Below are 24,274 nucleotides of genomic sequence, written 5' to 3' on the forward strand. Positions count from 1 at the left end.
GCGCGACTTGTTGACTGGACGTCTACCAACGTGTGAGCCTGCCAACTGGCCGTAGTGATATGGGATATAAGGCGAAGGAGCCGTCAGTGTCGACACACGACCGCTACACGCACGCCCCGGAAAGCCTCCACTGGCAGGTCCCGGCCTCCGGCGCGGCCTGCTTCAGCTGGGAGTACGAAGACGGCCGCGACCGACTGCTCGCCCTGTACCAGAAGGGCAAGGACAAGCAGTGGGACGGCGTCAAGCGCATCGACTGGGACCAACAGGTCGATCCGTACGACCCGCTGGGTACCCCGGACGAGGCGCTCACGCTCTACGGCTCGCGCCACTGGCCGAAGCTGACCGAGAAGGACAAGGGGGAGCTGCGCAGGCACTACACCTCCTGGCAGTTCAGCCAGTTCCTGCACGGCGAGCAGGGCGCGATGGTGTGCGCGGCGCGGATCGTGGAGTCGGTGCCCGATCTGGACGCGAAGTTCTACTCCGCCACCCAGACGATGGACGAGGCCCGCCACGCGGAGATCTACAGCCGCTTCCTGCACGAGAAGATCGGGATGCTCTATCCGATCAACGACAATCTCCAGGGGCTGCTCGGCGACACGCTGCGCGACTCCCGCTGGGACATGCCGTACCTGGGTATGCAGGTCCTCATCGAAGGGCTCGCGCTCGCCGCGTTCGGCCTGCTCCGGGACACGACGGACAAACCGCTGCCGAAGCAGATCCTCGCCTACGTCATGCAGGACGAGGCCCGGCATGTCGCGTTCGGGCGGATGGCGCTGCGCGACTACTACAAGGAGCTCAGCGACGCGGAGCTGCGCGAGCGCGAGGATTTCGTCATCGAGGGCTGCTACTTGATGCGCGACCGGCTCAGCGGAGTCGAGGTGCTGGAGAACTTCGGCATCCCCAAGGCCGAGGCGGCGGAGCTCTCCGAGCAGTCCGAATTCCTGCAGCTGTTCCGGAAGCTGCTGTTCAGCCGGATCGTGCCGTGCGTCAAGGACATCGGGCTGTGGGGCGAGCGCATGCAGAAGGCGTATCTGGACATGGGCGTCTTCGAGATGGGTGACGCCAACCTCGACCTCCTGATGTCCCAGGACGAGGAGATCGCCGAGCAGCTCGACCGCGAACGCTTCGCGACGGAGGAGCAGGCGCGGGCCACGGAGGTGGAGGAGGCGATCGCGGAGGGCGCGCAGGCGGCGGGGGTGAGCTCTGCGTGCCCTATGCCCTAACCGGCATCCACCACAAGCAGCTCAAGGTGGACCTTCCGTTCCCCCTCGACATCGACCTCACCGCCGTCAACCGCCGCGGGTAGCAGCCGGGCTGATCACTGCTGCGCCGTCGGCGGCGGGAAGCTCGTCCGCAGCGTGAACGCCCGTGGCGTCGGGCCGTGTTCACGTACGTGGAGCAGGCGTTCTTCCGCTTCCTGGACCGTCGGGCGGTGGCCCCGCTCCACCCACCACAGCGTGGTCATGACGTCCTGGACACGCTCGAACCACTCGTAGCGCCGCCCCAGCAGCTCCCGGTGCTGTCCCTGGTACATGAACGCGGCCAAGGCGTTGGTGTCCCGCCACACCGACATGTTCACGATCAGCCACTCGTCCCCCAGGACCGGCACATCCGTGGCATTGCCGGTCTCGCTCTGCAACCGCCAGATGAAGCCGTCCGCCGCGTCCGCGACGGCGTTCACCGGGTCCAGGCCGTCGACGAAGTCCTTCAACTCCGGGGAGTCCAGCGGGAATTTGAGCCGGGCTATGTTCACTTGGGCGAGCTCGTAGGCCGTGGTCATGGGCGCACCATAATCGTGTGCCGCTCGCAGGCCACCGCCATTTCGAGGAGCGAGATGTCCGCGCCGCGCGCCGCGACCAGTTGCAGGCCGGCCGGGCAGCCGTCGCTCGTGAAGCCGGCCGGGATGCTTGCCGCCGGGTGGCCGCTGAGGTTGAACGCCCAGGTCAGGGCGGTGGAGTAGAGCTCGCCCGGGCCGTCGTGGCCGTGCGGGCGGTTCGGGGTGGCCGGGGTGAGGAGCAGCTCCGCCTCCGCGAAGAGCGCGCCGAGACGGCGGTCGTTCTCCGTGCGCACCGCCGACCCCGCCGAAGGCTCCCCGCGCCGCACCGCCTGCCAGGCGTCCACCGGGTCGAGCAGCGCGAACGGCCGCTCGTCGAGGCGTACGACTCCGGCCGAGACCAGTCGCTCCACCGCCGCCCGCGCGACGGACTCCACTTCCGGGTCCGTCCGCGCGAAACCCAGGTCGGGCGACCAGCGCGCCCGTACCGGGAACGGCAGCCGCGCATCCGCGTACCCGTCAAGGACGCAGCGCAGATACGCCCGCGCGTCCGCCGCCGTACGCGTCAGCACCCCCGCCGACGCCAGGCCGGTCCGGTCGGGCGACGGCAGCAGGCCGTTCGTCGTCTTCAGGCCGAACACCCCGCACCAGGCCGCCGGGATGCGCACCGACCCCGCCCCGTCGCTGCCGGTGGCCAGGCCCACCATCCCCGCCGCGACCGCCACGGCCGAACCGGCCGACGAGCCGCCCGGTGTACGGTCCGGGCGCCAGGGGTTGACCGTGCGGCCGTGCGCGCCGAGACCCCAGGTCTGCCAGTACGTGCCCGGGCCCGGCACCGCCGTCGAGCCGACCGGCACCGCGCCCGTCGCGATCAAACGCCGGGCCGCGTACGAGCGGATACCCAAGGGCCCCTTCACCGCGAACGGCAGCCCGGCAAGGGGGAATTCGGGCGACACCTCGCGTGCCTCAGTCGCTTCGCCCCACACCTCGATGAACGCGCACAGCTCAGGGTCGAGCTGCGCGATCCGCTCCAGGGCCTCCTCCACCTTCATACGGGTCAGTCTCGCAGCGCCGCCTCCATCACCGCGCGCGCGATCGGAGCCGCGCTGCCGCCGCCACTGATCTCGCCGCGGTCGGCCGACACGTCCTCCTCGATGACCACGGCGACCGCGACCGCCGGCCGGCCCGCGTCGGCCGCCTGCGCCCAGGAGATGAACCAGGCGTAGGGCCGACCGGAGTTGTCGAAGCCGTGCTGCGCCGTACCGGTCTTGCCGCCCACGGTCGCCCCCTCGATCGCGGCGTTCTCACCGGTGCCCTCCTCGACGGCCCGGACCATCATCCGCTGGAGTTGCTGCGCGGTCGCGGGGTTCATCGCCTGCTGGTACGACTGCGGGTAGTTCCGCGCGACCGTGTCGCCGTCAGACCTGGTCACCCGGTTCACCAGGTAGGGGCGTTTGAGATCCCCGCCGTTGGCGACCGCGGCCGAGACCATCGCCATCTGCAGCGGCGTCGCCGTGGTGTCGAACTGCCCGATCGAGGAGAGCGCCAGCTGATCAACGGTCATATGGCGGTCGAAGTTGGACACGGCGACGACCGAGGGGATCCGCAGCCTGCGGTCGTTGAAGCCGAACCTGCCCACCGTGTCCAGCATTCCGGCCAGGCCGACCTTCACCCCGAGATGTGCCATCACGGTGTTGCAGGACCACTGGATGGCGTACGCGAGCGAGGCGTTGCCGCAGCCGTCCGTCGCGTTGGGGAGCGTCGTTCTGGTGCCGGGCAGGACATACGGATCGGGCGCGCCGGACGGCGCGTCGACGTCCGTGACCACACCCGCTTCCAGCGCGGCCGCCGCCGTCACGATCTTGAAGGCGGAGCCGGGCGGATACGTCTGCCGGATGGCCCGGTTGAGCATCGGCCGGCTGCCCGAGGCATTGAGCCTCGCCCACTCGGTCTTGACCGGCGGTCCGGTACCGGAGAGCAGCCCGGGGTCGTACGAAGGGCTGCTGACCAGTGCCAGGATCTTCCCGGTCGACGGTTCGAGCGCGGCGACCGCGCCCCGCTTGCCGCCGAGCCCGTCGAACGCGGCGCGCTGCATCGAGGGCTTGATGGTGGTGACGACATCGCCGCCGGGCTGCTGGATGCGGCTGATGTCGTTCCAGAAGGGCAGCGGCGCGAGCATGGTGTCCGTGCCGGTCAGGACGCCGTCCTCGGCGTTCTCGATGAGGGAGGTGCCGTACGTCTGCGAGGCATAGCCGGTGACGGGCGCGTACAGCGGGCCCTGGGTGTATGTGCGTTCGTAGCGCAGTTGCTGGCCGCTGTCCTTGGAGTCGGTGACGGGCTTGCCGCCGACCAGGATGTCGCCGCGCGGCTCGTCGTAACGGGCAATGGCCAGACGCCGGTTGGCCGGGTTCTTGTCGAGCGACGGGGATTCGATGATCTGCACGCGGGCGGCGTTGAGCAGCAGCGCGACCAGGAGCAGCAGACACAGAGCGGCGGCGCGCCGGATGTAGGGGATCACCGTTCGCCCTCCAGGACCGGGGCGATGACGCCCGTATCGACCACGTCGGGGTGGGGCGCGCGGGCCGAGTCGCTGATCCTGACGAGCAGCGCCACGATGATCCAGTTGGTGACGACGGACGAACCGCCCTGGGCGAGGAAGGGCATCGCCATTCCGGTCAGCGGGATCAGGCCCATCACGCCGCCCGCGATGACGAACACCTGGAGGGCGATGATCGAGGCGAGCCCGACGGCGAGCAGTCGTCCGAAGGGGTCGCGCAGCGCGAGCCCGGCGCGGTAGCCGCGCGCCACCATCAGCGCGTACAGCATGAAGATCGCGGTCAGCCCCACCAGGCCGAGCTCCTCGCCCGCGGTGGCGAGGATGAAGTCCGACTTGGCGGCGAAGCCGATGAGGATGGAGTGACCGAGACCGAGGCCCGCGCCGAGCATCCCGCCGGCGGCGAAGGCGAAGAGCGACTGGGCGACCTGGCTGGGGCCCTGGCCCGCCTTGATGGTGGCGAATGGGTCGAGCCAGTCCTCGACCCGGCTGTGGACGTGTGGTTCGAGGGTGCCGACGGCGAACGCGCCGGCCGCCGCGAGCAGCAGGCCGACGGCGATCCAGCCGGTCCGGCCGGTCGCCACGTACAGCATGATCACGAAGAGTCCGAAGAAGAGCAGCGAGGTGCCGAGGTCGCGTTCGAGGACCAGTACGACGACGCTGAGCAGCCAGATCGCGACGATCGGGCCGAGCACCCGGCCGGTGGGCAGCTGGAGCCGCCAGATCTGGCGGCCGGTGTAGGCCAGGGCGTTGCGGTTGGCCGCGAGATACGCGGCGAAGAAGACGGCGAGCAGAATCTTGGCGAACTCGCCCGGCTGGAAGGAGAGTCCGCCGATCCGGATCCAGATCTTGGCGCCGTTCACGGCGGGGAAGAAGATCGGCACGATCATCAGGACGAGGGCGGCGACGACCGAGAGATACGCGTAGCGCTGCAGGACCCGGTGGTCGCGCAGGATGGCGACGGCCACGATGAACAGCGCGACACCGAGGGTGGACCAGATCAGCTGGGCGGGTGCGGCCTTGTCGTGCGGGGTCTCCAGGTCGAGACGGTAGATGAGCACCAGGCCGAGGCCGTTGAGGAGGACCGCGATGGGCAGCAGTAGCGGGTCGGCGTAGGGGGCACGGAAGCGCACGGCGAGATGCGCGAGGAGGGCCAGTACGCCGAGGCCTGCTCCGTAGCGCATGGCGTCCGGCGGAACCGCGCTGTTCTTCGTCAGGCCGACATCGACGTAGCCGTAGACGCACGTGAGAACGGCGCAGACGAGGAGCGAGAGCTCGACGCCGCGCCGTTTGGGGAGGCGTAGTTCGGGCGGAGGAGCGTCCCTCGCCGTCGTTGCGGTCATGCCACGCAACGTAGCAAGACGCAAGCCTTATGTCCCCTTATGGCATAGTGCGCCGAAGAAGAGCCGACGGACCGTCAGGGCGTGGGCGGTTCAGCGCCGTCGGCAGCGCGGCGTACCGCAGGCGGCGCGAACTCGGGCTCGAGGTTCTGTCAGTACTGGTGGGGCTGCCGGCCGGGCTGCTGCGGCTGCCCGTACGCCTGACCGCCCGGCCCGCCCGCGCCCTGGAGCTGCAGCTGCTCCGCCTGCTCCTTGGTCACCTGCTGCTCCATGCCGCAGAACGTGCACTGCGTCGCGTACTTCGTGGAGAACGGGAACAGTGGCACGAAGAACAGCGTGAACTTCGTGACGCGCTTCCTGAGCGTGTGCGCGGAGGGATTGCCGCAGCTCCCGCACACCAGCGTGAGTATCGCCAGCTGGTAGAGGTAGCCCTTGGTGCCGAAGATGATCATGCTGTTCTCTCCCTCGTCAGTGCCCGCCGGCACAGGGCCAGCAGCTTCTCATCCGTAAAGATGTCATGGCTGCCGAACCCGCCGTCGATCGCGTTGTGACGGCGTACGGCCGCGAGCTCGTCGCGCAGGATCCGCTCCGCGCCCTCGGCCCTCAGCTCCGCCAGACACCCGGCGATCGGGACCCGGGTGTTCGGCAGCCCCTCCCATGCTGCCAGCAGCACCGGCCATGCCAGCCCATGATCGCCCGTCACCCGCCACAGCGCGATCGCCGCGTCCACCCGGGTCCACGGCTCGGCCGCCCCCAGCAGGTCCCCCAGCGCCCCGGCGGCCTCCTCGCCCGCCGCCCCCAGCGCGCCGAGCGCCGTCGCCGCCGACCGCCGGGCCCCGGAGTCCGCGCCGGACAGCGCCGCGCGCAGCACCGGCAGTACGGGCTCGGCGTCACCCTCGATCGCCCACAGCGCCCTGGCCGTCCGCGCCGCGAGGGACGCCGGGAAGCCGGAGCCGACGCCCACGCAGCGCAGGAGCGCCCGCAGCTCCGGAACGGCCTCCCGCGCGCCGGGCCCGAAGGCCGTGAGCGCCCGCAGCGCCGACTCGGCCACCCACTCCCTGCGGCAGTCGGGCGCGCCCCGCAGCACCCGCAGCACTTCGGGCACCGCATCGGCGGCTCGCAGCGCCGTGAGCCCGTACAGCAGCGGCCCGGCCCGGTCGTAGAGCCGCTCGTCCAGCTCGATCTCGCCGAGCCGGCGGCGCAGCGCGGGCGCGAGCGACGCCGCGGCCGCGCCCAGATGGTCCAGCGCATAGCCCAGATCGTGCGGCGCCTCGGGCAGCTCCAGCGTCCGCGCGAGCACCGGCACCGCGCGCCGGTCGCCCGCCCGGGCCAGCGCGGCGAGCGCGCTGCCGAGCGTGGGCGGCCCGCTCTCCCATTCGCGCACCCAGGCCCCGGGGTCCGCGGCGACCCGGTCCGCCAGCGCGTCCGCGGCGGGGGCGGCGAGGCCGAACAGCTCCCCGAGCGCGGCCGCGGCCGCGTCCGCCAGCCGTATCTCCGGGTCGGCGAGCTGCTCCCCGATCAGGCTGACCAGCTCGTCGTACGCACCCCGCCAGGTCCGCAGCAGCCCGCTGCTCATCCGTACGGCATCGATCCGCTGCCCCCAGTCGGGGCTGCACAACTGGTCGGCGAGCAGGTCGATCCGGTCGTCGACGCGGTCGCCGAGTCCGGAGTGGAGCGTACGCAGCAGATCCGCCGCCCAGGGGGCGGCGCGGCCGGCCCGGTCCGCCTCGTGCATCTCGCGCAGCCGGCCGAGGAGGGTGGGCGTCGACGGCCGCTCGGACACGGGTTCCGGGGCGGGTGTCGCGCGCTCGGTGGCGGGTGCCGCCGGCCGGGCGACGGGTGCTGCGGGTTCGACGGTGGGTGTCGTGGGTTCCGCGACGGGCGGCGTGGGCTCGGCGCGGGAGCCGACCGACTCCGCGCAGGGGCCCGCCGGTTCCGGGGCGGGTGCTGCGGGCTCGCCGCCGGGGCTGACCGACTCCGGGGCGGGGGCCGCCGACTCCGTGCCGGGGCCGACCGACTCGGCCACCGGGCTTGCCGCCACCGGCTCGGCGCGCAGTTCTCGCAGCAGTCCCGTCACTCCCGGCACGACATCGGCGGGCAGCGCGTCCGGCGCGCAGCGGGCGAGCTGCGCGAGTGCGGCCAGCCGCAGCCCTGGGCGGCGCGGCGCCCGGGTCAGCCCGGTGAGCCACTCCACCACATCGGGCGCCAGCCGCCGGTGGCGCAGCGCGATCCGGCCCGCGGCCTCCACGCAGGCGAACCGCACCTCCGCGTCCGGCTCGATGCCGAGCCGCTCCCGCAGCAGTCCGAGCACCACCTCGGGATCGTCGTGCAGCGTGGCGAGCGCGAGCGGAGCCGCGAGCCGCAAGTCGCGGTCCTCGTCGTCGACCAGCGCGAGGAAGACGTCCGCGCCCGCGGTCACGGCGGACGAGGCCATCGCGTAGTTCGCGGCGTACTCGAACTCCTCGTCCTCCGGGTCCAGTTCGTCGTCGCCGTCCAGATCGATGCCGCCGATGCTGGTCAGCAGCTCGACGATGCCGCCCCGGTCCTGGACCGCGGGATTCTCCGCGAGCTCGAAGAGGAAGGGAATGCAGGCGAGCGTCGAGTCGTACACATCGCCCTGGTGGTGCACCGCTCCGTACATCCCGTCGAGCGCCGTCTCGCGCTCGGCGGGATCCGCGGACGCGAGTCCGAGCAGCATGTGAGGTACATCGTCCGCCGGCCCATAGGCGTGCGCGAGTGATGCCCAGTCGACCTCGTCGATCCCCCCGAACACGCTCGCCCCCTCCCAAGAACTTGCGCTTGGGGAGAGTGTGCACCACCGCTCCGACATCGCGGGGTTATTGCCCCGAAGGCCCCGCGGCTGTTCCCATGGTCGAGGGGTGGTGGCATGAAGGGACTGCGCGTCACACCGGCACGCAGACAGGGCCGGGACCGGCTGTACGTCAGCCTCCCGGACGGCCGCAACGTCGCCTGGTACGACAGGGACAGCGGCCGCGTCAGCCTGGTCTCCGAACGCCACCGCGCCGATGCGCTGGCCGCCCTCGCCCCGTATCTGACCGGCGAGGTCTCCGTCGGGCCGCCGCCCGTGCCCACCTCCGCCGATCTCGTCAGGCTGTCCCTGCACCCGGACGACGACCTCGCCCCCAACCGCCCCGGCGAGGCGCTCCATGCCGAGCTGGACCACCTCCCCGCCGGACGCCGCCTCCGGCAGGACCCGCGCCCCGCGGAACTCGCCGCCCAGCAGCTGCTCGGCGACACCCTCGACCGGCTGGAGGGCGCGGGCTGGCGGATCATTCACTCGGTGCCGCTGCCGGGCGCCGACCGTATCGACCATCTGGCCGTCGGCCCGGGCGGAGTGCTGGCCGTGCACACCCTGGCGGCCCGCCGGCGGCGGGTGCGGATCGCCGACCCGATGGTGCGGGCGGGACGCGGCGTGCCGGGCCCGCTGCTGCGGCTGACCCGCCGCCGGGCCGAGCGGGCGACCCTCGCGCTGACAGCGGCGGTGCGCCCGGTCCTCGCCGTCGTGGGGGCGGCGCGGCTGGATGTGCTGCGCGCGCAGGCGGACGTACGGATTCTGCGGGAGGACGACGTGCCCGCGCTGGCCAGGCTCGGCGGTGTACTGAAGCCCGCGGACATCGAGGCGCTGTACGCGGCGGCGCGCGACCGCCGCACCTGGCTGCGCGTGTGATTCGGCCCTGCTAATCGTGATCCTCGGGTAGCCGCAGCCGCAGCCGCAGCACAGTGGTCACGGTGTGCCGCGTCGTGCCCTGCTCCACCTCGGCCGTCAGCCCCGGCTCCACGGCCCGGTACTCGACCTCGCCCACGCCGACCGCCATCGCCGTCCCCGTCCCGGTGCTCGTCCGGCCGGCCAGCGCGGGACGTCGGGTGGCACGGCTTGGCACCATCCGGCGCCGCCCGGCGCCATTCCACACTCCCAAGAGCACATGAGCACGCATGGCGCCACAATCACTCAGGTAGGCGCCAGTGTGTTGTCGCAGGTCAGGGTGGTTACGTCAGCTACCGACCCAGAGATGTCACCTCACGGCTTGCGCGTGGAGCCATTGTGGTGCCATGATGGCGTCATGGACCTCACTCCGTATGTCGACACCCTCCGCCGCGAACTCGCGGTGGCCGCCGAAGCCGGCGGCGACGAAGCCCGCGAGCTGGCAGAGAGGCTCACCGCTCCCCTGGAGTCGGCGACCCGGCTGACCATGCTCAATGTGCTCTCCGCCGCGACGGACGAGATCACCCGCGAACTCGCCCCCGGCTCGGTCGACGTACGGCTGCGCGGGCTCGACCCCGACTTCGTGGTGACACTGCCGCCCACCGACGGCGGCGCCCCCGCGGAGCCGGCCGCGCCCGTCGAACCGCTCAAGACCCCGGCCCCGGCCGACGGCGACGAGGGCGGCACCGCCCGCGTCAACCTGCGCCTGCCGGCCCACCTCAAGGCCCGCGCCGAGGAGGCCGCGACCCGCGAGGGCCTGTCGGTCAACGCGTGGCTGGTGCGCGCCGTGTCGGCCGCGGTCGACGGCGGCACCCGGCCGCGTACGACGGAGAAGACCCAGACCATCGGACAGAGCTTCACGGGCTGGGTGCGCTAGCCGCGCCCCCGCCCCGCACCACTTCACCCACACCACGTCCCACCAGCGGGGACGTCCTGAAGACCCAAGAGGACGGGACAGCCATGCCATCTTTCGACACTCCCGAACCGATCTCGGCCACGGCGCACGTGGAGGCCGGTTCCATCCAGTTCACCGCGGGCGACCGCCTCGACACCGTCGTCGAGGTGCGGCCCCGCGACCCGAAGCGGGACCAGGACGTACGGGCGGCCGACCAGGCCGAGGTCACGTACGCGAGCGGCGTACTGACCGTCAGGACGCCCAAGCCCAATCTGTTCGGCCGCACCGGCACCGTCGACGTGACGGTCGAACTGCCCACGGGCTCGCGCATCGACATGACCGGCGCCTGGGCCCAGGTGCTCGGCGAGGGTCGGCTCGGCGAGGTCCGCGTGAAGACCTCGTCCGGCGACGTCCGCCTCGACACGACCGGCCCGCTGCAGCTGACCGCGTCACACGGCTCGATCACCGTGGACCGGGTCGAGGGCATGGCCGAGATCACCACCAGCTCCGGCAGCCTGCGCGTCGGCCTCGTCGACGGCCCCGCCGTCCTGAAGAACTCGCACGGCACCACGACCGTCGGCGCCGCGACCGGCGAGCTGCGGGTGAGCGGCGCCAACGGCGACATCGAGATCCGGCGCGCCGAGGACTCGGTCACCGCCACCACCGCCCACGGCACCCTGCGCGTGGACGACGTGGCCCGCGGCACCGTCCAGTTGGAGACCTCCTACGGCGCCATCGAGGTCGGCGTCCGCGAGGGCACGGCCGCCTGGCTCGACGTCAGCTCGGGCTCCGGACAGGTGCGCAACACGCTCACCGCGTCCGAGCCCCCGGAGAAGACCGAGGACACCGTCAAGGTCCGCGCCCGCACCCGGCACGGCAACATCGACGTCCGCCGCGCCAAGGCCTGACCCCAGAAGAACCGGCCTCAACTCACTCACTCCCCCAGCCACTTCAGCCTTCGAATGGGAGGGCCCCATGCCTACTTCTGTCATGCCCACATCCAGACAGGGCGACGGTCGCCCGTCGCCGGCCGCCGTCTCCACCGTCGGTCTGCGCAAGTCGTACGGCGACAAGACCGTCCTCGACGGCATCGACCTGCGCATCCCGGCCGGGTCCGTGTTCGCGCTGCTCGGGCCGAACGGCGCCGGCAAGACCACCGCCGTGAAGATCCTGTCCACGCTCATCGCGGCCGACGGCGGGCAGGCCCAGGTTGCGGGCCACGACGTCGCCACGTCACCGGACGGGGTGCGTGCCGCGATCGGCGTCACCGGGCAGTTCTCCGCCGTCGACGGGCTGATCACCGGCGAGGAGAACATGCTCCTCATGGCGGACCTGCACCACCTGTCCAAGCGCGAGGGGCGGCGGGTCACCGCCGAGCTGCTGGAGCGGTTCGACCTCGTCGACGCCGCCAAGAAGCCCGCCCAGAGCTACTCCGGCGGCATGAAGCGCCGCCTCGACATCGCCATGACCCTCGTCGGCAACCCGCGGATCATCTTCCTCGACGAGCCGACCACCGGCCTCGACCCGCGCAGCCGCCACAACATGTGGCAGATCATCCGCGAGCTCGTCTCCGACGGCGTCACCGTCTTCCTCACCACCCAGTACCTGGAGGAGGCCGACGAGCTCGCCGACCGTATCGCGGTGCTGAACGACGGCAAGATCGCCGCCGAGGGGAGCGCCGACGAGCTGAAGCGGCTCATCCCCGGCGGACACGTGCGACTCCGCTTCTCCGACCCGTCCACGTACCAGAGCGCCGCCATCGCGCTGCGCGACGTCACCAGGGACGACGAGGCGCTCGCGCTGCAGATCCCCAGCAACGGCAGCCAGCGCGAGCTGCGCTCCATCCTCGACTGGCTGGACTCGGCCGGCATCGAGGCGGACGAGCTGACCGTGCACACCCCCGACCTCGACGACGTGTTCTTCGCCCTGACCGGCTCCAGCGTGCCCAGCCAGCCCAAGGAGGATGTCCGATGAGCTCCCTCTCCCTCGCCGTGCGCGACTCGTCCACGATGCTGCGGCGGAATCTGCTGCACGCGCGGCGCTACCCGTCCCTGACGCTGAATTTGCTGCTCACGCCGGTCATGCTGCTGCTGCTCTTCGTCTACATCTTCGGCGATGTGATGAGCGCCGGCATCGGGGACGGCGGGGCGGACCGGTCCGAGTACATCGCGTATCTCGTCCCGGGCATCCTGCTGCTGACCATCGGCGGCACCACGATCGGCAGCGCGGTGTCCGTCGCCACGGATATGACCGAGGGCATCGTCGCCCGCTTCCGTACGATGGCGATCCACCGCGGGTCGGTGCTCATCGGGCACGTCGTCGGCAGCGTGCTGCAGTGCGTGATGAGCGTGGTCCTCGTCGGGGCCGTCGCGGTGGCCATAGGGTTCCGGGCCACGGATGCCACCGCCCTGGAGTGGATCTTGGCGTTGGGGCTGTTGACGCTCGTCGCCCTGGCGCTCACCTGGATCGCGGTCGGGATGGGCCTGTCCAGCCCGAACGTCGAGGCGGCCAGCAACAACGCCCTGCCGCTGATGGTCCTGCCGCTCCTCTCCAGCGCCTTCGTGCCGGTCGACGCGATGCCGGGCTGGTTCCAGCCGATCGCCGAGTACCAGCCGTTCACCCCGGCCATCGAGACCCTGCGCGGGCTGCTGCTGGGCAGCGAGATCGGCCACAACGGGTGGCTGGCCGTCGTTTGGTGCCTGGGGCTGGCCGTGCTCGGCTACTTCTGGTCCAAGTCGCTGTTCAACCGCGACCCGAGGTAGCGGGAGATGGACCGGTCAGCAGCTTGAGGGCCGCGGCCCGCAGTTCGTCCCACTCCAGGGCGGCGTACTCCGACACCGCGTCGGCGTACGCCGCCCCGTCGGCGTTCTCCGCCGCCTGCCGGGCCCGCGCCGCCGCATCAGCCGGGCCAAGCGCACCGTCTCCGGCGTGCGGTTCAACCAGCCCGGCGACGTCGCCACCGTGCTGCGCGTCCTCTGCTTGGTCTTCAACGAGGGCTACTCCGGCGACGTCGACCTCGCCGCCGAGGCCATCCGGCTCACCCGGCAGCTCGCGGCCGCGATCGACCACCCCGAGGTGGCGGGGCTGCTCGCCCTCATGCTGCTCCACCACGCCCGGCGCGCCGCCCGGACCGCGCCCGACGGCAGCCTGGTGCCGCTCGCCGAGCAGGACCGCGGCCGGTGGGACACTGAGTCGATCGCCGAGGGCGTCGAGATCCTGCAGGCGGCCCTCGCCCGCGACCGGCTGGGCGAGTTCCAGGCCCAGGCCGCCGTCGCGGCACTCCACGCTGACGCGCCCACCGCCGAGGAGACTGACTGGGTGCAGATCGTCGAGTGGTACGACGAGCTCGCGCGCCTGACCGACAGCCCGGTCGTCCGGCTCAACCGCGCGGTGGCCGTCGGCGAGGCCGACGGACCGCGCGCCGGCCTGGCGGCGCTCGTGGCGCTGGACGACTCACTGCCCCGCCACGCCGCGGTGGCGGCGTACCTCCACGAGCGCGACGGCGACCTGGCGACGGCGGCACGGCTGTACGCCGAGGCGGCCCAAAAGGCACCCAACCTCGCCGAGCGCGACCACCTGACGCGCCAGGCCGCCCGGCTCAACGCCCGCCGGTGTCGCTGACGGGTCGCGCTCGGATTTTCCCGCGGCACTTGGCGCGGCCCGTGGCCAGAGCGGTCGCCTCAAAGTGAGTAGGCGGGTCGAGACCAGCTGCACGACGCGTTGCCGGCGGGGAGCTTAGCGGCGACGACATGCGCGCTGGAGGCGTGGTGTCTCAATAGACCCGCCCGCTGAAGTGCCCGGTGAAGGTGACCCATCTGCGACGGTTCGGCTGCCTGAAAAGCGGCTCACCCAGGCTCATCTACGAGGGTGAGCCGGGGGCTGAGTTGGAATGTGTGGCGTTCTTCGCCGAAGGAGTGACTGCGCAGCGGCTGGAACGGGATCTGGGCCAGTTTGCGCCGCAGGCGGGCTGTGCGGGAGTCCGTGTGAACTCTTCTCTCGTCCCTCGCAACGTTCCGCCATTCGTGAAGGTCGACGAAGCCGATGCTCACCCATCGGGCCGTACGCGTACGAAACGGGCGGTCTCGTGGCGTCCGGCCGCCTGGCGCAGTTCAACGAGGAGAGGCTCGGTGAGTATCCGCACGGGCCCGTGGTCCGGGTGGTCCGTCAGCTCTCCCAAGCGACCGCGTACCAGCTCGCCAACCTGCCGTGACTGCATCGGGGTCAAGCGAGGCGACGTCTTCACGGTTCGATCATCGGGAAGCTGGACAAGAAGTGCCCGCGGTCGCTCCACCGGGCCGAAAACGCCGAGTAGCGCGCCGTCCCGCGTATCGGAATGCCGGATCTTCCTCCAGGCCCAGGTTCCTCCTGCCCGATAGGGCGAGTTCAGTGCTTTCGCTACGATCCCTTCGACGCCCACGGCTCTCATGTCGCGAAACCAGGCGTGGGCTGTTTCCTCGTCCAGCGTTGCCAGCACACGCTGAAGGGGTGGGTCGACGTCCCGCAGCGCCGCTCCGAGCAGCTCCCACCGGTCCCTCAGGGGCAGGGCCCTGACGTCCCGGCCCGGGACAGCGAGGATGTCGAACGCGATGTAGGACACCGGGACTCCCAACCGCTCGCGATCACTGTGGGACCGGAGCAGGTCGGTGAAGCTCAATTGCCCCTCGCGGTAGGCGCACAATTCACCGTCCAACACGATTCCGGGTGGCAAGTGATCTCGCAGGTATGCGGCAATCTCGGGGAATTCTCTGGAGAGGTCCCTTCGTGAGCGTGACTGCAACAAGACCCTTCCGCCATCGAGGATGAAGGCGAGGGCCCGGAATCCATCGAGCTTGAGGGAGTACTGAAAGCCCCCAGGTGTGCTGCCATGCTCGGGGATCTCGTCCGCCGGCCGGGGGCGCATGACGTCGACTGGTGGTCGAAGGGCTACTCTCGGCGAGCTCTGATCCATGCAGCCAGGTTCAACCCGCGTGACCCTCAGGGTAGGGAGAGGCTCGCTGTCCTCGTTGGCCTGTCACTGGGACAGCCTCAACAGTCACGTGAGCCTCATTCGCGGGCGGCGTGTGCGCGGTCGAGGGGGATGACGACGGCTGATCGCTTGGCGAGCTGTTCGCGAAGGACGGCGTTCTCCGCCAGCAGAGCCGTGATCACCGTGGCCGCCGCGTCGACCTGGTCCTGGAGCTGACGACACTCCTGGCGGCTCGTACGGAGCTTGCGGCGGGCCTCAGGTAACGCCGCTCTCAGGAACAGTGGAACTGGAGCAATGCCGGCCCGCTCGGCCAACGGCCGGTTCAGCTCCAGCAGTGCGTGGATGATCTCCGCGGCATCCAGCTTCGGTTTGCTTGGATGCAGGACAGACGAGCAGGATCGGCGTACCCGCAGGAATGCGACGCCGCTCGAAGAGAGACCACGGCCGCGCGGCAGGACGCTCACCGATTCGGCGAGTGCGACCTTCAGGGGCGGCCTGGGGGCGTTCATGGCAGCGGCCCGGCCGGCAGCGGCCCGGCCGGCAGCCGCCCGGCCCGGTTGGGATTGATGAGCGGGCCGAGCAGATCCCCGTGCCGGTCGAGCCGTGGCGCGATGTCGCCGATCCGGAAGACGAGGTTCTGGTGCGCCTCGATCTCCTCCCAGGTGACGGGCGTCGAGACGGTCGGCTCGGTGCGGGCGCGCAGGGTGTAGGGGGCGGCGGTGGTCTTCGCGGCGGCGTTCTGACTGTGGTCGACGAAGACCTTGCCCGGCCGCAGAGAGCGCTTCATCCGGTGCAGGATCAGGCCGGGCAGCGCGGCGTCGCCCTCGACGGCGAGGCTCTTGGCGTACGCCGACACCTTCTCGGAGGGGGTCGGCTCCACCGGGACGAGGACATGCAGCCCCTTGGAGCCCGAGGTCTTGGCATACGCGTGCAGTCCGTCGGCCGCGAGCCGCTCGCGCAGCCAGAGCGCGACGGAACAGCACTCGACGATCGTCGCGGGGGCGCCCGGATCGAGGTCGAAGACCATGCGGTCGGCCACCGCCGGTGCGTCCGCCTGCCACTGCGGCGTATGGAACTCCACGACCAGATTCGCCGCCCACATCAGCGACGCGAGGTCCTGTACGACGACCTGCCGGGCGTTCTTGTCCTCCGAACGGGGGACGGCGACGGTCCGGACCCAGCCGGGCGTTCCCGGCGGCGGGTTCTTGGTGAAGAACAGCTGGCCGTCGGGCCCGTCCGGGTACCGCAGGAAGGACAGCGGACGGTTGTGGAGATGGGCGAGGATCGCATCGGCCGTGGTGGCGTAGTAGTGCAGGATCTCGCCCTTGGTGGTCCCGGTGGCGGGGTAGATGACCTTCTCCAGATTGCTGAGCGCCAGGCGCCGCCCCTCCACCTTTGTGATCGGCGTCATACGATGAGAATCCCACGAATCTCGGAATTTCGGATGAAAGGGAGGAAACGTGCGATCCATATGGAACGGCGCGATCTCCTTCGGTCTGGTCAGCATTCCGATCAAGCTGGTGAACGCCACCGAGAACCACTCGATCTCCTTCCGGCAGATCCACACCGTCGACGGTGGCCGGATCCGCTACCGCAAGGTCTGCGAGCTGGAGGACAAGGAAGTGTCGGCCTCCGAGATCGGCAAGGGGTACGAGGACGCGGACGGATCGATCATCCCGATCACCGATGAGGATCTCGCGGCCCTGCCGCTGCCCACGGCGAAGACGATCGAGATCGTCGCGTTCGTGCCGGCGGAGCGGATCGATCCCCTTCAGATGGACGCGGCGTACTACCTGTCCCCCAACGGCGTCCCGGCCGCCAAGCCGTACACGCTGCTGCGCGAGGCGCTCAAGCGGAGCCAGAAGGTCGCCGTCGCCAAGTTCGCGCTGCGCGGCCGGGAGCGCCTCGGCATGCTGCGCGTCGTCGAGGATGTGGTCGCCATGCACGGGCTGCTGTGGCCGGACGAGATCCGCTCGCCGCGGGAGGCGGCCCCGGACACCGAGGTGACGGTCCGGGAGGCGGAACTCGACCTGGCCGACGCTCTGATGGACACGCTCGGCGAGGTCGACCTGAATTCGCTGCACGACGACTACCGGGCGGCGGTGGAGGCGATGATCGCCGCGAAGGTGGAGGGCCGCGAGGTGGCTCCCGAGACCACGCCGGCGGAGCGCGCGGGCGGCAAGGTCATCGACCTGATGGCCGCGCTGGAGAAGAGCGTTCAGGCGGCGAAGGAGGCGCGCGGGGAGGAGGGCGAGGAGGTCGCCGAGGTCACCTCGATCAAGGGGCGCAAGCGGGCGGCGGCTTCGCCGAAATCGACGGGCGGTGAAGGTACGGGCGCGAAGCAGTCCACCGCGCAGACGGCGAAGAAGACGGCGGCGAGCGCGAAGAAGACGACGGCGAGCAAGTCGTCGACGAGCAGGTCCACGGCCACGAAGTCAACGGCCACGAAGTCCACCGCGGCGAAGAAGACCACGAAGAAGGCCGCGGCCAAGAAGGCGACCCCGAAGAAGCGCGCCTCCGCGTGAGGGCGAGCTGCCCGCCTGCGCGCCGCGGACAGCTCGCGCCTCGCGCCTCGCCCCTCGCGCCTCGGGCTGAGGCGGCCTCCAGCGGCCCCACCGGCGCCTGACCGGACGCCGTCGCTGCGACTCGTCACCAGCGCGGATGGACGAAACGGCCGCCCAGTAGAGTGCGCCTTCGTTCCTTTCTCCGTTCCCGAGGTGTCCGACCGTGAGTTCCGCGTCCCCCAGCACACCGGCCGTGACCGTCGTAGGGATCGGAGCAGACGGCTGGGACGGAATTCCCGCCGCCTCGCAGCAGGCGCTCCTCGACGCCGAGGTCCTCGTCGGGGGGCCGCGCCAGCTGGAGTTGCTGCCGCCCGCCTGCGCGGGTGAGCGGGTGGCCTGGCCGTCCCCGCTGCGGCCCGCGGTGCCCGGGCTGCTCGCGGCCCACGCCGGGCGCCAAGTCGCCGTGCTGGCCAGCGGCGATCCCATGTTCTACGGGATCGGGCGGGCGCTCACCGAAGTGCTGGGCGCCGGTGTGCCGCGAGTACTGCCGCACCCGTCCTCGGTGTCGTACGCCTGCGCGCGCCTGGGCTGGCCGCTGGAGGACACCGAGGTCGTGACGCTCGTCGGCAGGCCCACCGCGCGGCTCGGCGCAGCGCTGCACGACGGGCGGCGGCTGCTTGTCCTCAGCGCCGGGGGCGCGACGCCCGCCGACGTCGCGGCCTTCCTGCGCGGGTACGGGTTCGGACCCAGCCGGATACGAGTGCTGGAACAGCTGGGCGGGGAGCGCGAACAGCGGGCGGAAGGGACGGCCGACGCGTGGGACCTGCCGCCCGGCGATCCGCTGAACGTCATCGCCATCGACTGCCGCCGCGCCCTGGGCGCTCTGCGCCTCGGCGCCGTACCGGGGCTGCCGGACGTGGCGTACGAACACGACGGGCAGCTCACCAAGCGCCATGTGCGGGCCGCCACGCTCGGCGTGCTCGCCCCCGCACCCGGCGAACTGCTGTGGGACATCGGCGGCGGGTCAGGCTCCGTCGCCGTCGAGTGGATGCGTACGCACCCCTCCTGCCGGGCCGTCACGGTCGAGCGTGACCCGGCCCGGGCCGAGCGCATCTCCCACAACGCGGACCGGCTCGGGGTGCCGGGGCTGCGGGTCGTCACCGGCACCGCGCCCGAGGCGCTCGCCGGACTGGCCACGCCGGACGCGGTGTTCGTCGGTGGCGGGCTGACCGCGCCGGGACTGCTCGAAGCGTGCTGGGAGGCGCTGCCTTGGGGCGGGCGGCTGGTCGCCAACACCGTGACGCTGGAGTCCGAGGCGCTGCTGGCCGACTGGTACCGGCGCCGGGGCGGCGAGTTGGTACGGCTCGCGATGGCGCACGCCGTGCCGGTGGGGGGCTTCACCGGCTGGCGGCAGGCCATGCCCGTGACGCAGTGGGCTGTCACCAAGTCGGGAGACGAACGATGACCGGCGCCCGATGCACGTACTGATACTCGGTGGGACCACGGAGGCCCGCCGCCTCGCCGAGTCCCTGCATCCAGCCGCGCGGGTCACCACCTCGCTCGCCGGACGCGTCGCCGGCCCCAGGCTGCCCGCGGGCGAAGTCCGCATCGGCGGGTTCGGCGGGGCCGAGGGCCTGGCGCAGTGGCTGCGGGCACACCGGGTGGACGCGCTCGTCGACGCCACCCATCCCTTCGCGGGGACGATCAGCTTCAACGCGGCGTCGGCCGCCGGCACGGCCCATCTTCCCCTGCTGGCCCTGCGCAGGCCCGGCTGGGTGGCGGGCGAGGGCGACGACTGGCGCATCGTCGGCTCCCTGGAACAGGCCGCCGGGATGCTTCCCGCTCTCGGCCGGCGGGTCTTCCTTACCACCGGCCGGATGGGCCTCGCCGCCTTCGCGGGCCTCGACGAACTCTGGTTCCTCATGCGGTCGGTGGACGCCCCACAGCCGCCGCTGCCGTCCCGGACGGAGGTGCTGCTGGACCGGGGCCCCTTCACGCTCGACAGCGAGCGTGAACTGCTGCGCCGCCACCGCATCGACGTCCTGGTCACCAAGGACAGCGGCGGGGCCGCCACTGCCGCCAAGCTCACCGCCGCCCGCGAGGCCGGACTGCCGGTGGTGGTGGTCCGGCGACCGCCGGTCCCGGACGGTGTCCCGGTGGCGCTCACCGTGGACGAGGCGGCTGCCTGGCTGCGTCAGTTCTCCGGATAACGGCGACGCCCAGGCCCGCTCTCTCTTCCTCTCACTCTTCCTCGCTCGCAAGAGCGTTGACCGCGGCCGCGGCCATGGCGCTGCCGCCCCGGCGTCCGCGCACCACCAAGTGATCAAGGCCCGAGGGGTGTTCGGCAAGCGCGTCCTTGGACTCGGCCGCCCCGACGAAGCCGACCGGCACTCCGATGACCGCCGCCGGACGCGGGGCGCCCTCCTCGATCATCTCCAGCAGTCGGAAGAGAGCCGTGGGCGCGTTGCCGACGGCCACCACCGCGCCCTCCATGCGGTCGCGCCACAGCTCCAGGGCGGCGGCGCTACGAGTGGTGCCGAGCTCGGCCGCGAGGCCCGGGACCGACGGGTCGGACAGCGTGCACACCACGTCGTTGTCCGCGGGCAGCCGCTTGCGGGTCACCCCACTGGCGACCATGGAGACATCGCACAGGACGGGCGCGCCGGCGCGCAGCGCCGCGCGGGCGCGGGCCACCACGTCCGGGGTGAACGAGAGGTCGCGTACCAGGTCGACCATGCCGCAGGCGTGAATCATCCGGACCGCGACCCGGCTGACATCGGCGGGCAGCCCCGCGAGATCCGCTTCCGCGCGGATGGTGGCAAAGGACTGGCGGTAGATCGCCGCGCCGTCCTTCTCGTACTCGAACACTGTGCTCTCGCTCATCTCGTCAACGCGTCACGGCCGGCGCGGCCGGCATGGCGGCGAGCATACGCGGCCCGGCACCCCGCAACTCCCCCCGCTGACTTCTCGTAGAGGCCGCCGCAGCGGACGCACGCGCCGCACTGTGCACCCTGTTGCTCGCGGTCCTACTGCTCTGCCAGGCGGCCGTATCCGCCGCCGGAGGAGTGGAGGCTGGAGGGACTTCCCGAGAGGCCGACTCCTTCCTGAGTCGCCCGGCGAACCCGAGTCGCCAGGTCAACCCGAGCTGCCCAACGAACACAGCCTGCACGGCTCTTACGCCGACTTGTCCCGGGACGATCCGGATCCCCTGGACAAGCCGCCCCCCTACCGCAACGGCGGTCGGCCCAACAGGCCGCTGACCGCCCACGCCCCGCCCACAGGCGATCGTCCCTCCTCCACCCGACGAAGGAGCCCCCCGCGTCCTGATGCCCACGGCCTGACCCGCCCCAGTACGGCCCGGCCCGTACGGCGCCCTGACCAATCCGCCGTACGGCCCGGGCCCGAGCCACAAGTAGGCGTCGCTCCGATCGGGATCGGTGGGATGCGAACGGACGAGCAGGGCGTGCCGGCCTACGAAACCGGAGCGTGCACAGCGACGACGTGCCCCTGCGCATCGACGGTCAGGGCGACCCGCTCGACCCGGTTCGTCGCCATGCGAATGACCCACACTATGGCCCACAGAAAGCAGGTCACGAGGCTGAGGACGGCGTGCAGCACATGGTTCACCGGCTGACCACGGACCAGCACCGCCTGGGTCTCCGAGCGGGATTCCACGCGCCATCCGCTCGCGATCCGCTGGCTCACCGCCCAGTCGAGGATGAGGCGTCGCTGCGCCTCATCAGGCATGCTCCCTCCGGGGCCGAAGTAGCCCGGTGGCGGCTGGAGTGGTTCCCCCCACCCGGCTGTCACCTTGCGGAGCTTCATGAGCTCACCTCCAGATGTGGGGCCCTCCGCCTCGCCATTCGATGAGCGCGGACGTTTCCATCGCGGTCTCGTCGATGTCCTCCAGCCGCGCGTCGCAGGAACCCGGTCACGTCGCGCAGGCTGTGGGCCAGGCCGAGGATCTCGCCATCCACCCGCACGCGTCGTTCGCCCGCCGGCGACGGCGGGTAGATCACTGGTGGAGGTGCGGCCATGTGTCCAGGGTGCGTCGCGTGGCCGGTCACAGCACGCCGAGATCGGTTTCAGGGCGGCAGTACGGGCACGGCGGATGCCGTCCTCCATGACTACGGAGCGTAGTGGACCAGGAATAGCCCACGGGGCCACGACTGCCGCCCTCGAGGGTGTCAGATCTTGATGAGGGTGATGCGGTCGCGGCACAGGGCGGTGAGGTCCTCGGCGTCGGAGGTGAGCGCGGTCACGGGTCCGGCGGCTGCGAGGGCTGTGGCGCAGAGCATGGCGTCGATGGCGTACTTGTGTCCATGCAGGCCGGCGTCGGCGAGGAGAGCCGCGGCGTGCTGGGCGATGGGTTCCGTGACCGGCTCGACGACGATCCGGGAGAGGGTCCATTCGAGGGCCGGGCGTTTGATCCTTGGGCGGACCACTGCGACGAGGGTGGCCGCGCTGATGATCACACGCATGTCGTCCGCCCGGGCCAGGGCGAGCCATCCGGTGACGTCGCGATCGCGTAGCACAGCCTTCGCCAGCCCTTCGCTGTCGAGGACCAGGGTGCCGCCCGGTACTGCGGGAGATCGCGTCACGCGGTGTCCGCTCCACCGGACCGCTGCTGCTCGCGGGCGCGCTGGAGCTGCTCGCGCTTGGCCTGGATCTCTTCCTCGGTGATCGGTCCGTGTTCGGCCTCGGCGACTGCGATGAGCTCGTTCAGGTTGTCCCGCTCGATCTGGCGGGCGACGGCCGCGGCAACGTACGCGGACAGACCGGAGGGGCCGCTGCGGGCTCGGGCGGCCTCGGCGATGTCGCGGGGCATAGTGATCGAGGGGTTCGGGTCGGCGACGCGTCCACCGACCTCAGCCGCTCCCGCCGGTGGACACCGTGACCGTGATCTTGTCGCCCTCCGGGTCGAAGTCGCTGCCGGACGCGGGGTTCGTGGACAACACCGTGCCCTTGCTGTGAAGTTGCTCGTTCCGGTCTAGGATCTGGTAGTCCCAGCCCGCTGTCTTCATGCAGGTCTCCACCGAGTTGATGTCCTTCAGGGTGAAGTCGGGGAAGATGTCCGTGTCCTCGTTCGCGCCGGTCGTATTGGTGCACGTCGATGTGCGGACGGTGCGGCCGGGGTCTGTCTGGCCGGTGGACGGGGAGGGCCCCGTGGCCGTTTTGGACGCGGCCGGACCCGAGCCGGTCGCGGGAGGGGCCGCAGCGGACGGACCCGAAGCGGACGCGGTCGAGGCGCCGGTACGTCCGGCCTCGTCGGCGCCGGCTTTGTTGGCGTTGCTTGCCGTGTTCATGGCGATAACGGCCAGCAGGGCGATGGCTGCCGCGGCGGCGGCCGCCGATCCGATCGGGAGGGCCCGCCTTCTCAGCCCACCGCCGCTCTGACGAGCGACGGGCGTCAGAGGCATCGTGTACCGCCGGGTGCCGGTCGGCGGGGCCGACCGCCCATGGTCGGCGGACGGGTTGTCCGGCGCGGGCGGGTCCGGCGCCCCGTTGTCGACCGGCACGAGGGCCGCGGAATCGCCCTCTTCACCGTCGGCTCGCTTGCCCGGCGCCTCGCCGGTGATCAGCGGCGTCGTCACGCCACCGAACTCGTCGGCCGCGATCCGTTCCGTCTCCTCCCGCATCGCGTCCGCCGTCGGGAAGCGCTCCGCGGGATCTTTCGACAGCGACCGCGCGACCAGCGAGTCCAGTGCCGACGGCACCGCCTGGTTGAACTCCGAGGGCGCAGGGGGGATTTCCTGGACGTGCTGGTACACGACCGCCAGTGCCGAATCCGCGGTGAACGGCGGCACCCCGGCCAGCAACTCGAAGAGCGTGCAGCCCACCGAATAGAGATCGGACCGCTCATCGGCGCCCTGTCCCAGCGCCTGTTCCGGTGCGAGGTACTGGGGAGTACCGACGACCGCGCCGGTCCGTGTCACCGAGGTGGCGTCGGACTGGACGGCCCGAGCGATGCCGAAGTCCATCACCTTCACCACGCCGCGGTTGGTCAGCATGATGTTGCTCGGCTTGATGTCCCGGTGCACCAGGCCCATGCTGTGGCTCTCGGCGAGCGCGGCCAGCACGGCGCTGGTGATCTTCAGTGCCTTCTCGGCCGGCATCGCGCCGAACCGGGCCTGATCCTCTTTGAGTACCGACCGCAGGGGCTTGCCCTCCACGTACTCCATCACGATGTACGGCACCACCGCACCGTCGATCGTGTCCTCGCCGGAGTCATGGACGGACACGATGTTCACGTGGTTCAGCTTGGCCACGGCCCGCGCCTCGCGGCGGAACCGCTCGCGGAACATCGGCTCCCTGCTGAGGTCGGAGTGCAGCGCCTTGACCGCTACCAGCCGTTCGAGCACTGTGTCGTGCGCCAGATATACCGACGCCATGCCGCCCTGGCCGAGCAGCCCGCGCAGTATGTAGCGCCCGGCTCCCACGGACTGCTCCACGTCCGTGCTTCCCGTGTCATCCCCGCTCATCAGTACCGTTCCCCTTTGCGCACCGCGTACAGCAC

General features: G+C 71.2%; 24 protein-coding genes and 3 pseudogenes. 10 read left to right on the top strand and 17 right to left on the bottom strand.

The genetic code is table 11. The annotated features are described in order from the left end of the window. Positions 1–86: 86 nt before the first annotated feature. Positions 87–1,223, top strand: a complete 1,137-nt coding sequence (locus tag ACWDO5_RS14785; protein ID WP_450530667.1) for a ferritin-like domain-containing protein — start codon at positions 87–89, stop codon at positions 1,221–1,223. Positions 1,224–1,318: 95 nt separating this feature from the next. Here the strand turns inward: ACWDO5_RS14785 and ACWDO5_RS14790 are convergent, their stop codons facing one another. From ACWDO5_RS14790 to ACWDO5_RS14815, 6 genes are all read right to left on the bottom strand, one after another. Then, the gene (locus ACWDO5_RS14790) at positions 1,319–1,780 is read right to left on the bottom strand and encodes a DUF3291 domain-containing protein (protein WP_450530668.1); all 462 of its coding nucleotides are present in this window, start codon (positions 1,778–1,780) and stop codon (positions 1,319–1,321) included. Further along, complete coding sequence (locus ACWDO5_RS14795; RefSeq protein WP_450530669.1) at positions 1,777–2,826, bottom strand: amidase family protein; 1,050 nt, start codon at positions 2,824–2,826, stop codon at positions 1,777–1,779. Before ACWDO5_RS14795 ends, ACWDO5_RS14790 begins: the two co-directional genes overlap by 4 nt. A 5-nt stretch (positions 2,827–2,831) precedes the next feature. After that, positions 2,832–4,292, bottom strand: a complete 1,461-nt coding sequence (locus ACWDO5_RS14800) for a peptidoglycan D,D-transpeptidase FtsI family protein (RefSeq protein WP_450530670.1) — start codon at positions 4,290–4,292, stop codon at positions 2,832–2,834. Further along, complete coding sequence (locus ACWDO5_RS14805) at positions 4,289–5,671, bottom strand: FtsW/RodA/SpoVE family cell cycle protein (protein ID WP_450530671.1); 1,383 nt, start codon at positions 5,669–5,671, stop codon at positions 4,289–4,291. Before ACWDO5_RS14805 ends, ACWDO5_RS14800 begins: the two co-directional genes overlap by 4 nt. 149 nt (positions 5,672–5,820) lie before the next feature. Beyond that, positions 5,821–6,120, bottom strand: coding sequence for a zinc-ribbon domain-containing protein (locus ACWDO5_RS14810; RefSeq protein WP_450530672.1), 300 nt, complete (start codon positions 6,118–6,120; stop codon positions 5,821–5,823). Further along, complete coding sequence (locus tag ACWDO5_RS14815; protein ID WP_450530673.1) at positions 6,117–8,441, bottom strand: PBS lyase; 2,325 nt, start codon at positions 8,439–8,441, stop codon at positions 6,117–6,119. Before ACWDO5_RS14815 ends, ACWDO5_RS14810 begins: the two co-directional genes overlap by 4 nt. Before the next feature lie 114 nt (positions 8,442–8,555). Between ACWDO5_RS14815 and ACWDO5_RS14820 the strand changes: the two genes are divergently transcribed. Then, complete coding sequence (locus ACWDO5_RS14820) at positions 8,556–9,356, top strand: nuclease-related domain-containing protein (RefSeq protein WP_450530674.1); 801 nt, start codon at positions 8,556–8,558, stop codon at positions 9,354–9,356. Between the two features lie 10 nt (positions 9,357–9,366). Here ACWDO5_RS14820 and ACWDO5_RS14825 read toward each other — a convergent pair whose 3' ends face one another. Next, positions 9,367–9,624, bottom strand: a complete 258-nt coding sequence (locus ACWDO5_RS14825; protein ID WP_450530675.1) for a hypothetical protein — start codon at positions 9,622–9,624, stop codon at positions 9,367–9,369. 126 nt (positions 9,625–9,750) lie between these two features. Here ACWDO5_RS14825 and ACWDO5_RS14830 point away from each other — a divergent pair, with 126 nt between their 5' ends. The 5 genes and pseudogenes from ACWDO5_RS14830 to ACWDO5_RS14850 form a co-directional block, all read left to right on the top strand. After that, positions 9,751–10,269 (top strand): toxin-antitoxin system HicB family antitoxin, encoded by a 519-nt coding sequence (locus ACWDO5_RS14830; protein ID WP_450530676.1) that lies wholly within the window; start codon positions 9,751–9,753, stop codon positions 10,267–10,269. A gap of 83 nt (positions 10,270–10,352) precedes the next feature. After that, the gene (locus tag ACWDO5_RS14835; protein WP_450530677.1) at positions 10,353–11,195 is read left to right on the top strand and encodes a DUF4097 family beta strand repeat-containing protein; all 843 of its coding nucleotides are present in this window, start codon (positions 10,353–10,355) and stop codon (positions 11,193–11,195) included. A gap of 82 nt (positions 11,196–11,277) precedes the next feature. Next, positions 11,278–12,261: an ATP-binding cassette domain-containing protein gene (locus tag ACWDO5_RS14840; protein ID WP_450530678.1), complete on the top strand. Its 984-nt coding sequence runs from the start codon at positions 11,278–11,280 to the stop codon at positions 12,259–12,261. Beyond that, complete coding sequence (locus ACWDO5_RS14845; protein ID WP_450530679.1) at positions 12,258–13,049, top strand: ABC transporter permease; 792 nt, start codon at positions 12,258–12,260, stop codon at positions 13,047–13,049. Before ACWDO5_RS14840 ends, ACWDO5_RS14845 begins: the two co-directional genes overlap by 4 nt. Before the next feature lie 130 nt (positions 13,050–13,179). Further along, positions 13,180–13,908 (top strand): annotated as a pseudogene (locus ACWDO5_RS14850) (DUF6596 domain-containing protein); the annotation flags it as partial. A 248-nt stretch (positions 13,909–14,156) separates the two neighbouring features. Here ACWDO5_RS14850 and ACWDO5_RS14855 read toward each other — a convergent pair. The 4 genes and pseudogenes from ACWDO5_RS14855 to ligD form a co-directional block, all read right to left on the bottom strand. After that, positions 14,157–14,249 (bottom strand): annotated as a pseudogene (locus tag ACWDO5_RS14855) (SMI1/KNR4 family protein); the annotation flags it as partial. An 83-nt stretch (positions 14,250–14,332) separates the two neighbouring features. Continuing rightward, positions 14,333–15,235 carry an ATP-dependent DNA ligase gene (locus ACWDO5_RS14860; protein ID WP_450530680.1) on the bottom strand — a complete coding sequence of 301 codons (903 nt, stop codon included), beginning with the start codon at positions 15,233–15,235 and terminating at the stop codon, positions 14,333–14,335. Positions 15,236–15,330: 95 nt separating this feature from the next. Further along, on the bottom strand, positions 15,331–15,762 hold the full coding sequence (locus ACWDO5_RS14865; RefSeq protein WP_450530681.1) for a hypothetical protein: 432 nt from the start codon (positions 15,760–15,762) through the stop codon (positions 15,331–15,333). Continuing rightward, on the bottom strand, positions 15,759–16,664 hold the full coding sequence (ligD, locus tag ACWDO5_RS14870; RefSeq protein ID WP_450530682.1) for a non-homologous end-joining DNA ligase: 906 nt from the start codon (positions 16,662–16,664) through the stop codon (positions 15,759–15,761). Before ligD ends, ACWDO5_RS14865 begins: the two co-directional genes overlap by 4 nt. 49 nt (positions 16,665–16,713) lie before the next feature. Here ligD and ku point away from each other — a divergent pair, with 49 nt between their 5' ends. The 3 genes from ku (at position 16,714) to ACWDO5_RS14885 (ending at position 19,967) form a co-directional block, all read left to right on the top strand. Further along, positions 16,714–17,778, top strand: a complete 1,065-nt coding sequence (gene ku, locus ACWDO5_RS14875; RefSeq protein ID WP_450530683.1) for a non-homologous end joining protein Ku — start codon at positions 16,714–16,716, stop codon at positions 17,776–17,778. A 232-nt stretch (positions 17,779–18,010) separates the two neighbouring features. After that, positions 18,011–19,222 (top strand): precorrin-6y C5,15-methyltransferase (decarboxylating) subunit CbiE, encoded by a 1,212-nt coding sequence (cbiE, locus tag ACWDO5_RS14880; protein WP_450530704.1) that lies wholly within the window; start codon positions 18,011–18,013, stop codon positions 19,220–19,222. Between the two features lie 10 nt (positions 19,223–19,232). Further along, positions 19,233–19,967 carry a cobalt-precorrin-6A reductase gene (locus ACWDO5_RS14885; protein WP_450530684.1) on the top strand — a complete coding sequence of 245 codons (735 nt, stop codon included), beginning with the start codon at positions 19,233–19,235 and terminating at the stop codon, positions 19,965–19,967. 31 nt (positions 19,968–19,998) lie between these two features. On the opposite strand, the gene ACWDO5_RS14890 is transcribed toward ACWDO5_RS14885, so the two are convergent. The 6 genes and pseudogenes from ACWDO5_RS14890 to ACWDO5_RS14915 all read right to left on the bottom strand — a co-directional run bounded on the left by ACWDO5_RS14890 (position 19,999) and on the right by ACWDO5_RS14915 (position 24,239). Beyond that, a complete protein-coding gene (locus ACWDO5_RS14890) occupies positions 19,999–20,625 on the bottom strand; it encodes a precorrin-8X methylmutase (protein ID WP_450530705.1) in 627 nt (208 codons plus the stop codon). Between the two features lie 603 nt (positions 20,626–21,228). Continuing rightward, positions 21,229–21,504: a hypothetical protein gene (locus ACWDO5_RS14895; protein WP_450530685.1), complete on the bottom strand. Its 276-nt coding sequence runs from the start codon at positions 21,502–21,504 to the stop codon at positions 21,229–21,231. Positions 21,505–21,586: 82 nt separating this feature from the next. Beyond that, positions 21,587–21,794: pseudogene (locus ACWDO5_RS14900) on the bottom strand (hypothetical protein). A gap of 150 nt (positions 21,795–21,944) precedes the next feature. Beyond that, positions 21,945–22,358 carry a DNA-binding protein gene (locus ACWDO5_RS14905; RefSeq protein ID WP_450530686.1) on the bottom strand — a complete coding sequence of 138 codons (414 nt, stop codon included), beginning with the start codon at positions 22,356–22,358 and terminating at the stop codon, positions 21,945–21,947. Then, on the bottom strand, positions 22,355–22,585 hold the full coding sequence (locus ACWDO5_RS14910) for a CopG family transcriptional regulator (RefSeq protein WP_450530687.1): 231 nt from the start codon (positions 22,583–22,585) through the stop codon (positions 22,355–22,357). The genes ACWDO5_RS14905 and ACWDO5_RS14910 overlap by 4 nt, the downstream gene beginning before the upstream one ends. Before the next feature lie 40 nt (positions 22,586–22,625). Beyond that, positions 22,626–24,239, bottom strand: a complete 1,614-nt coding sequence (locus ACWDO5_RS14915) for a protein kinase domain-containing protein (RefSeq protein ID WP_450530688.1) — start codon at positions 24,237–24,239, stop codon at positions 22,626–22,628. Positions 24,240–24,274: the final 35 nt, after the last annotated feature.

The sequence above is a fragment of the Streptomyces sp. NPDC000880 genome (assembly GCF_053599675.1).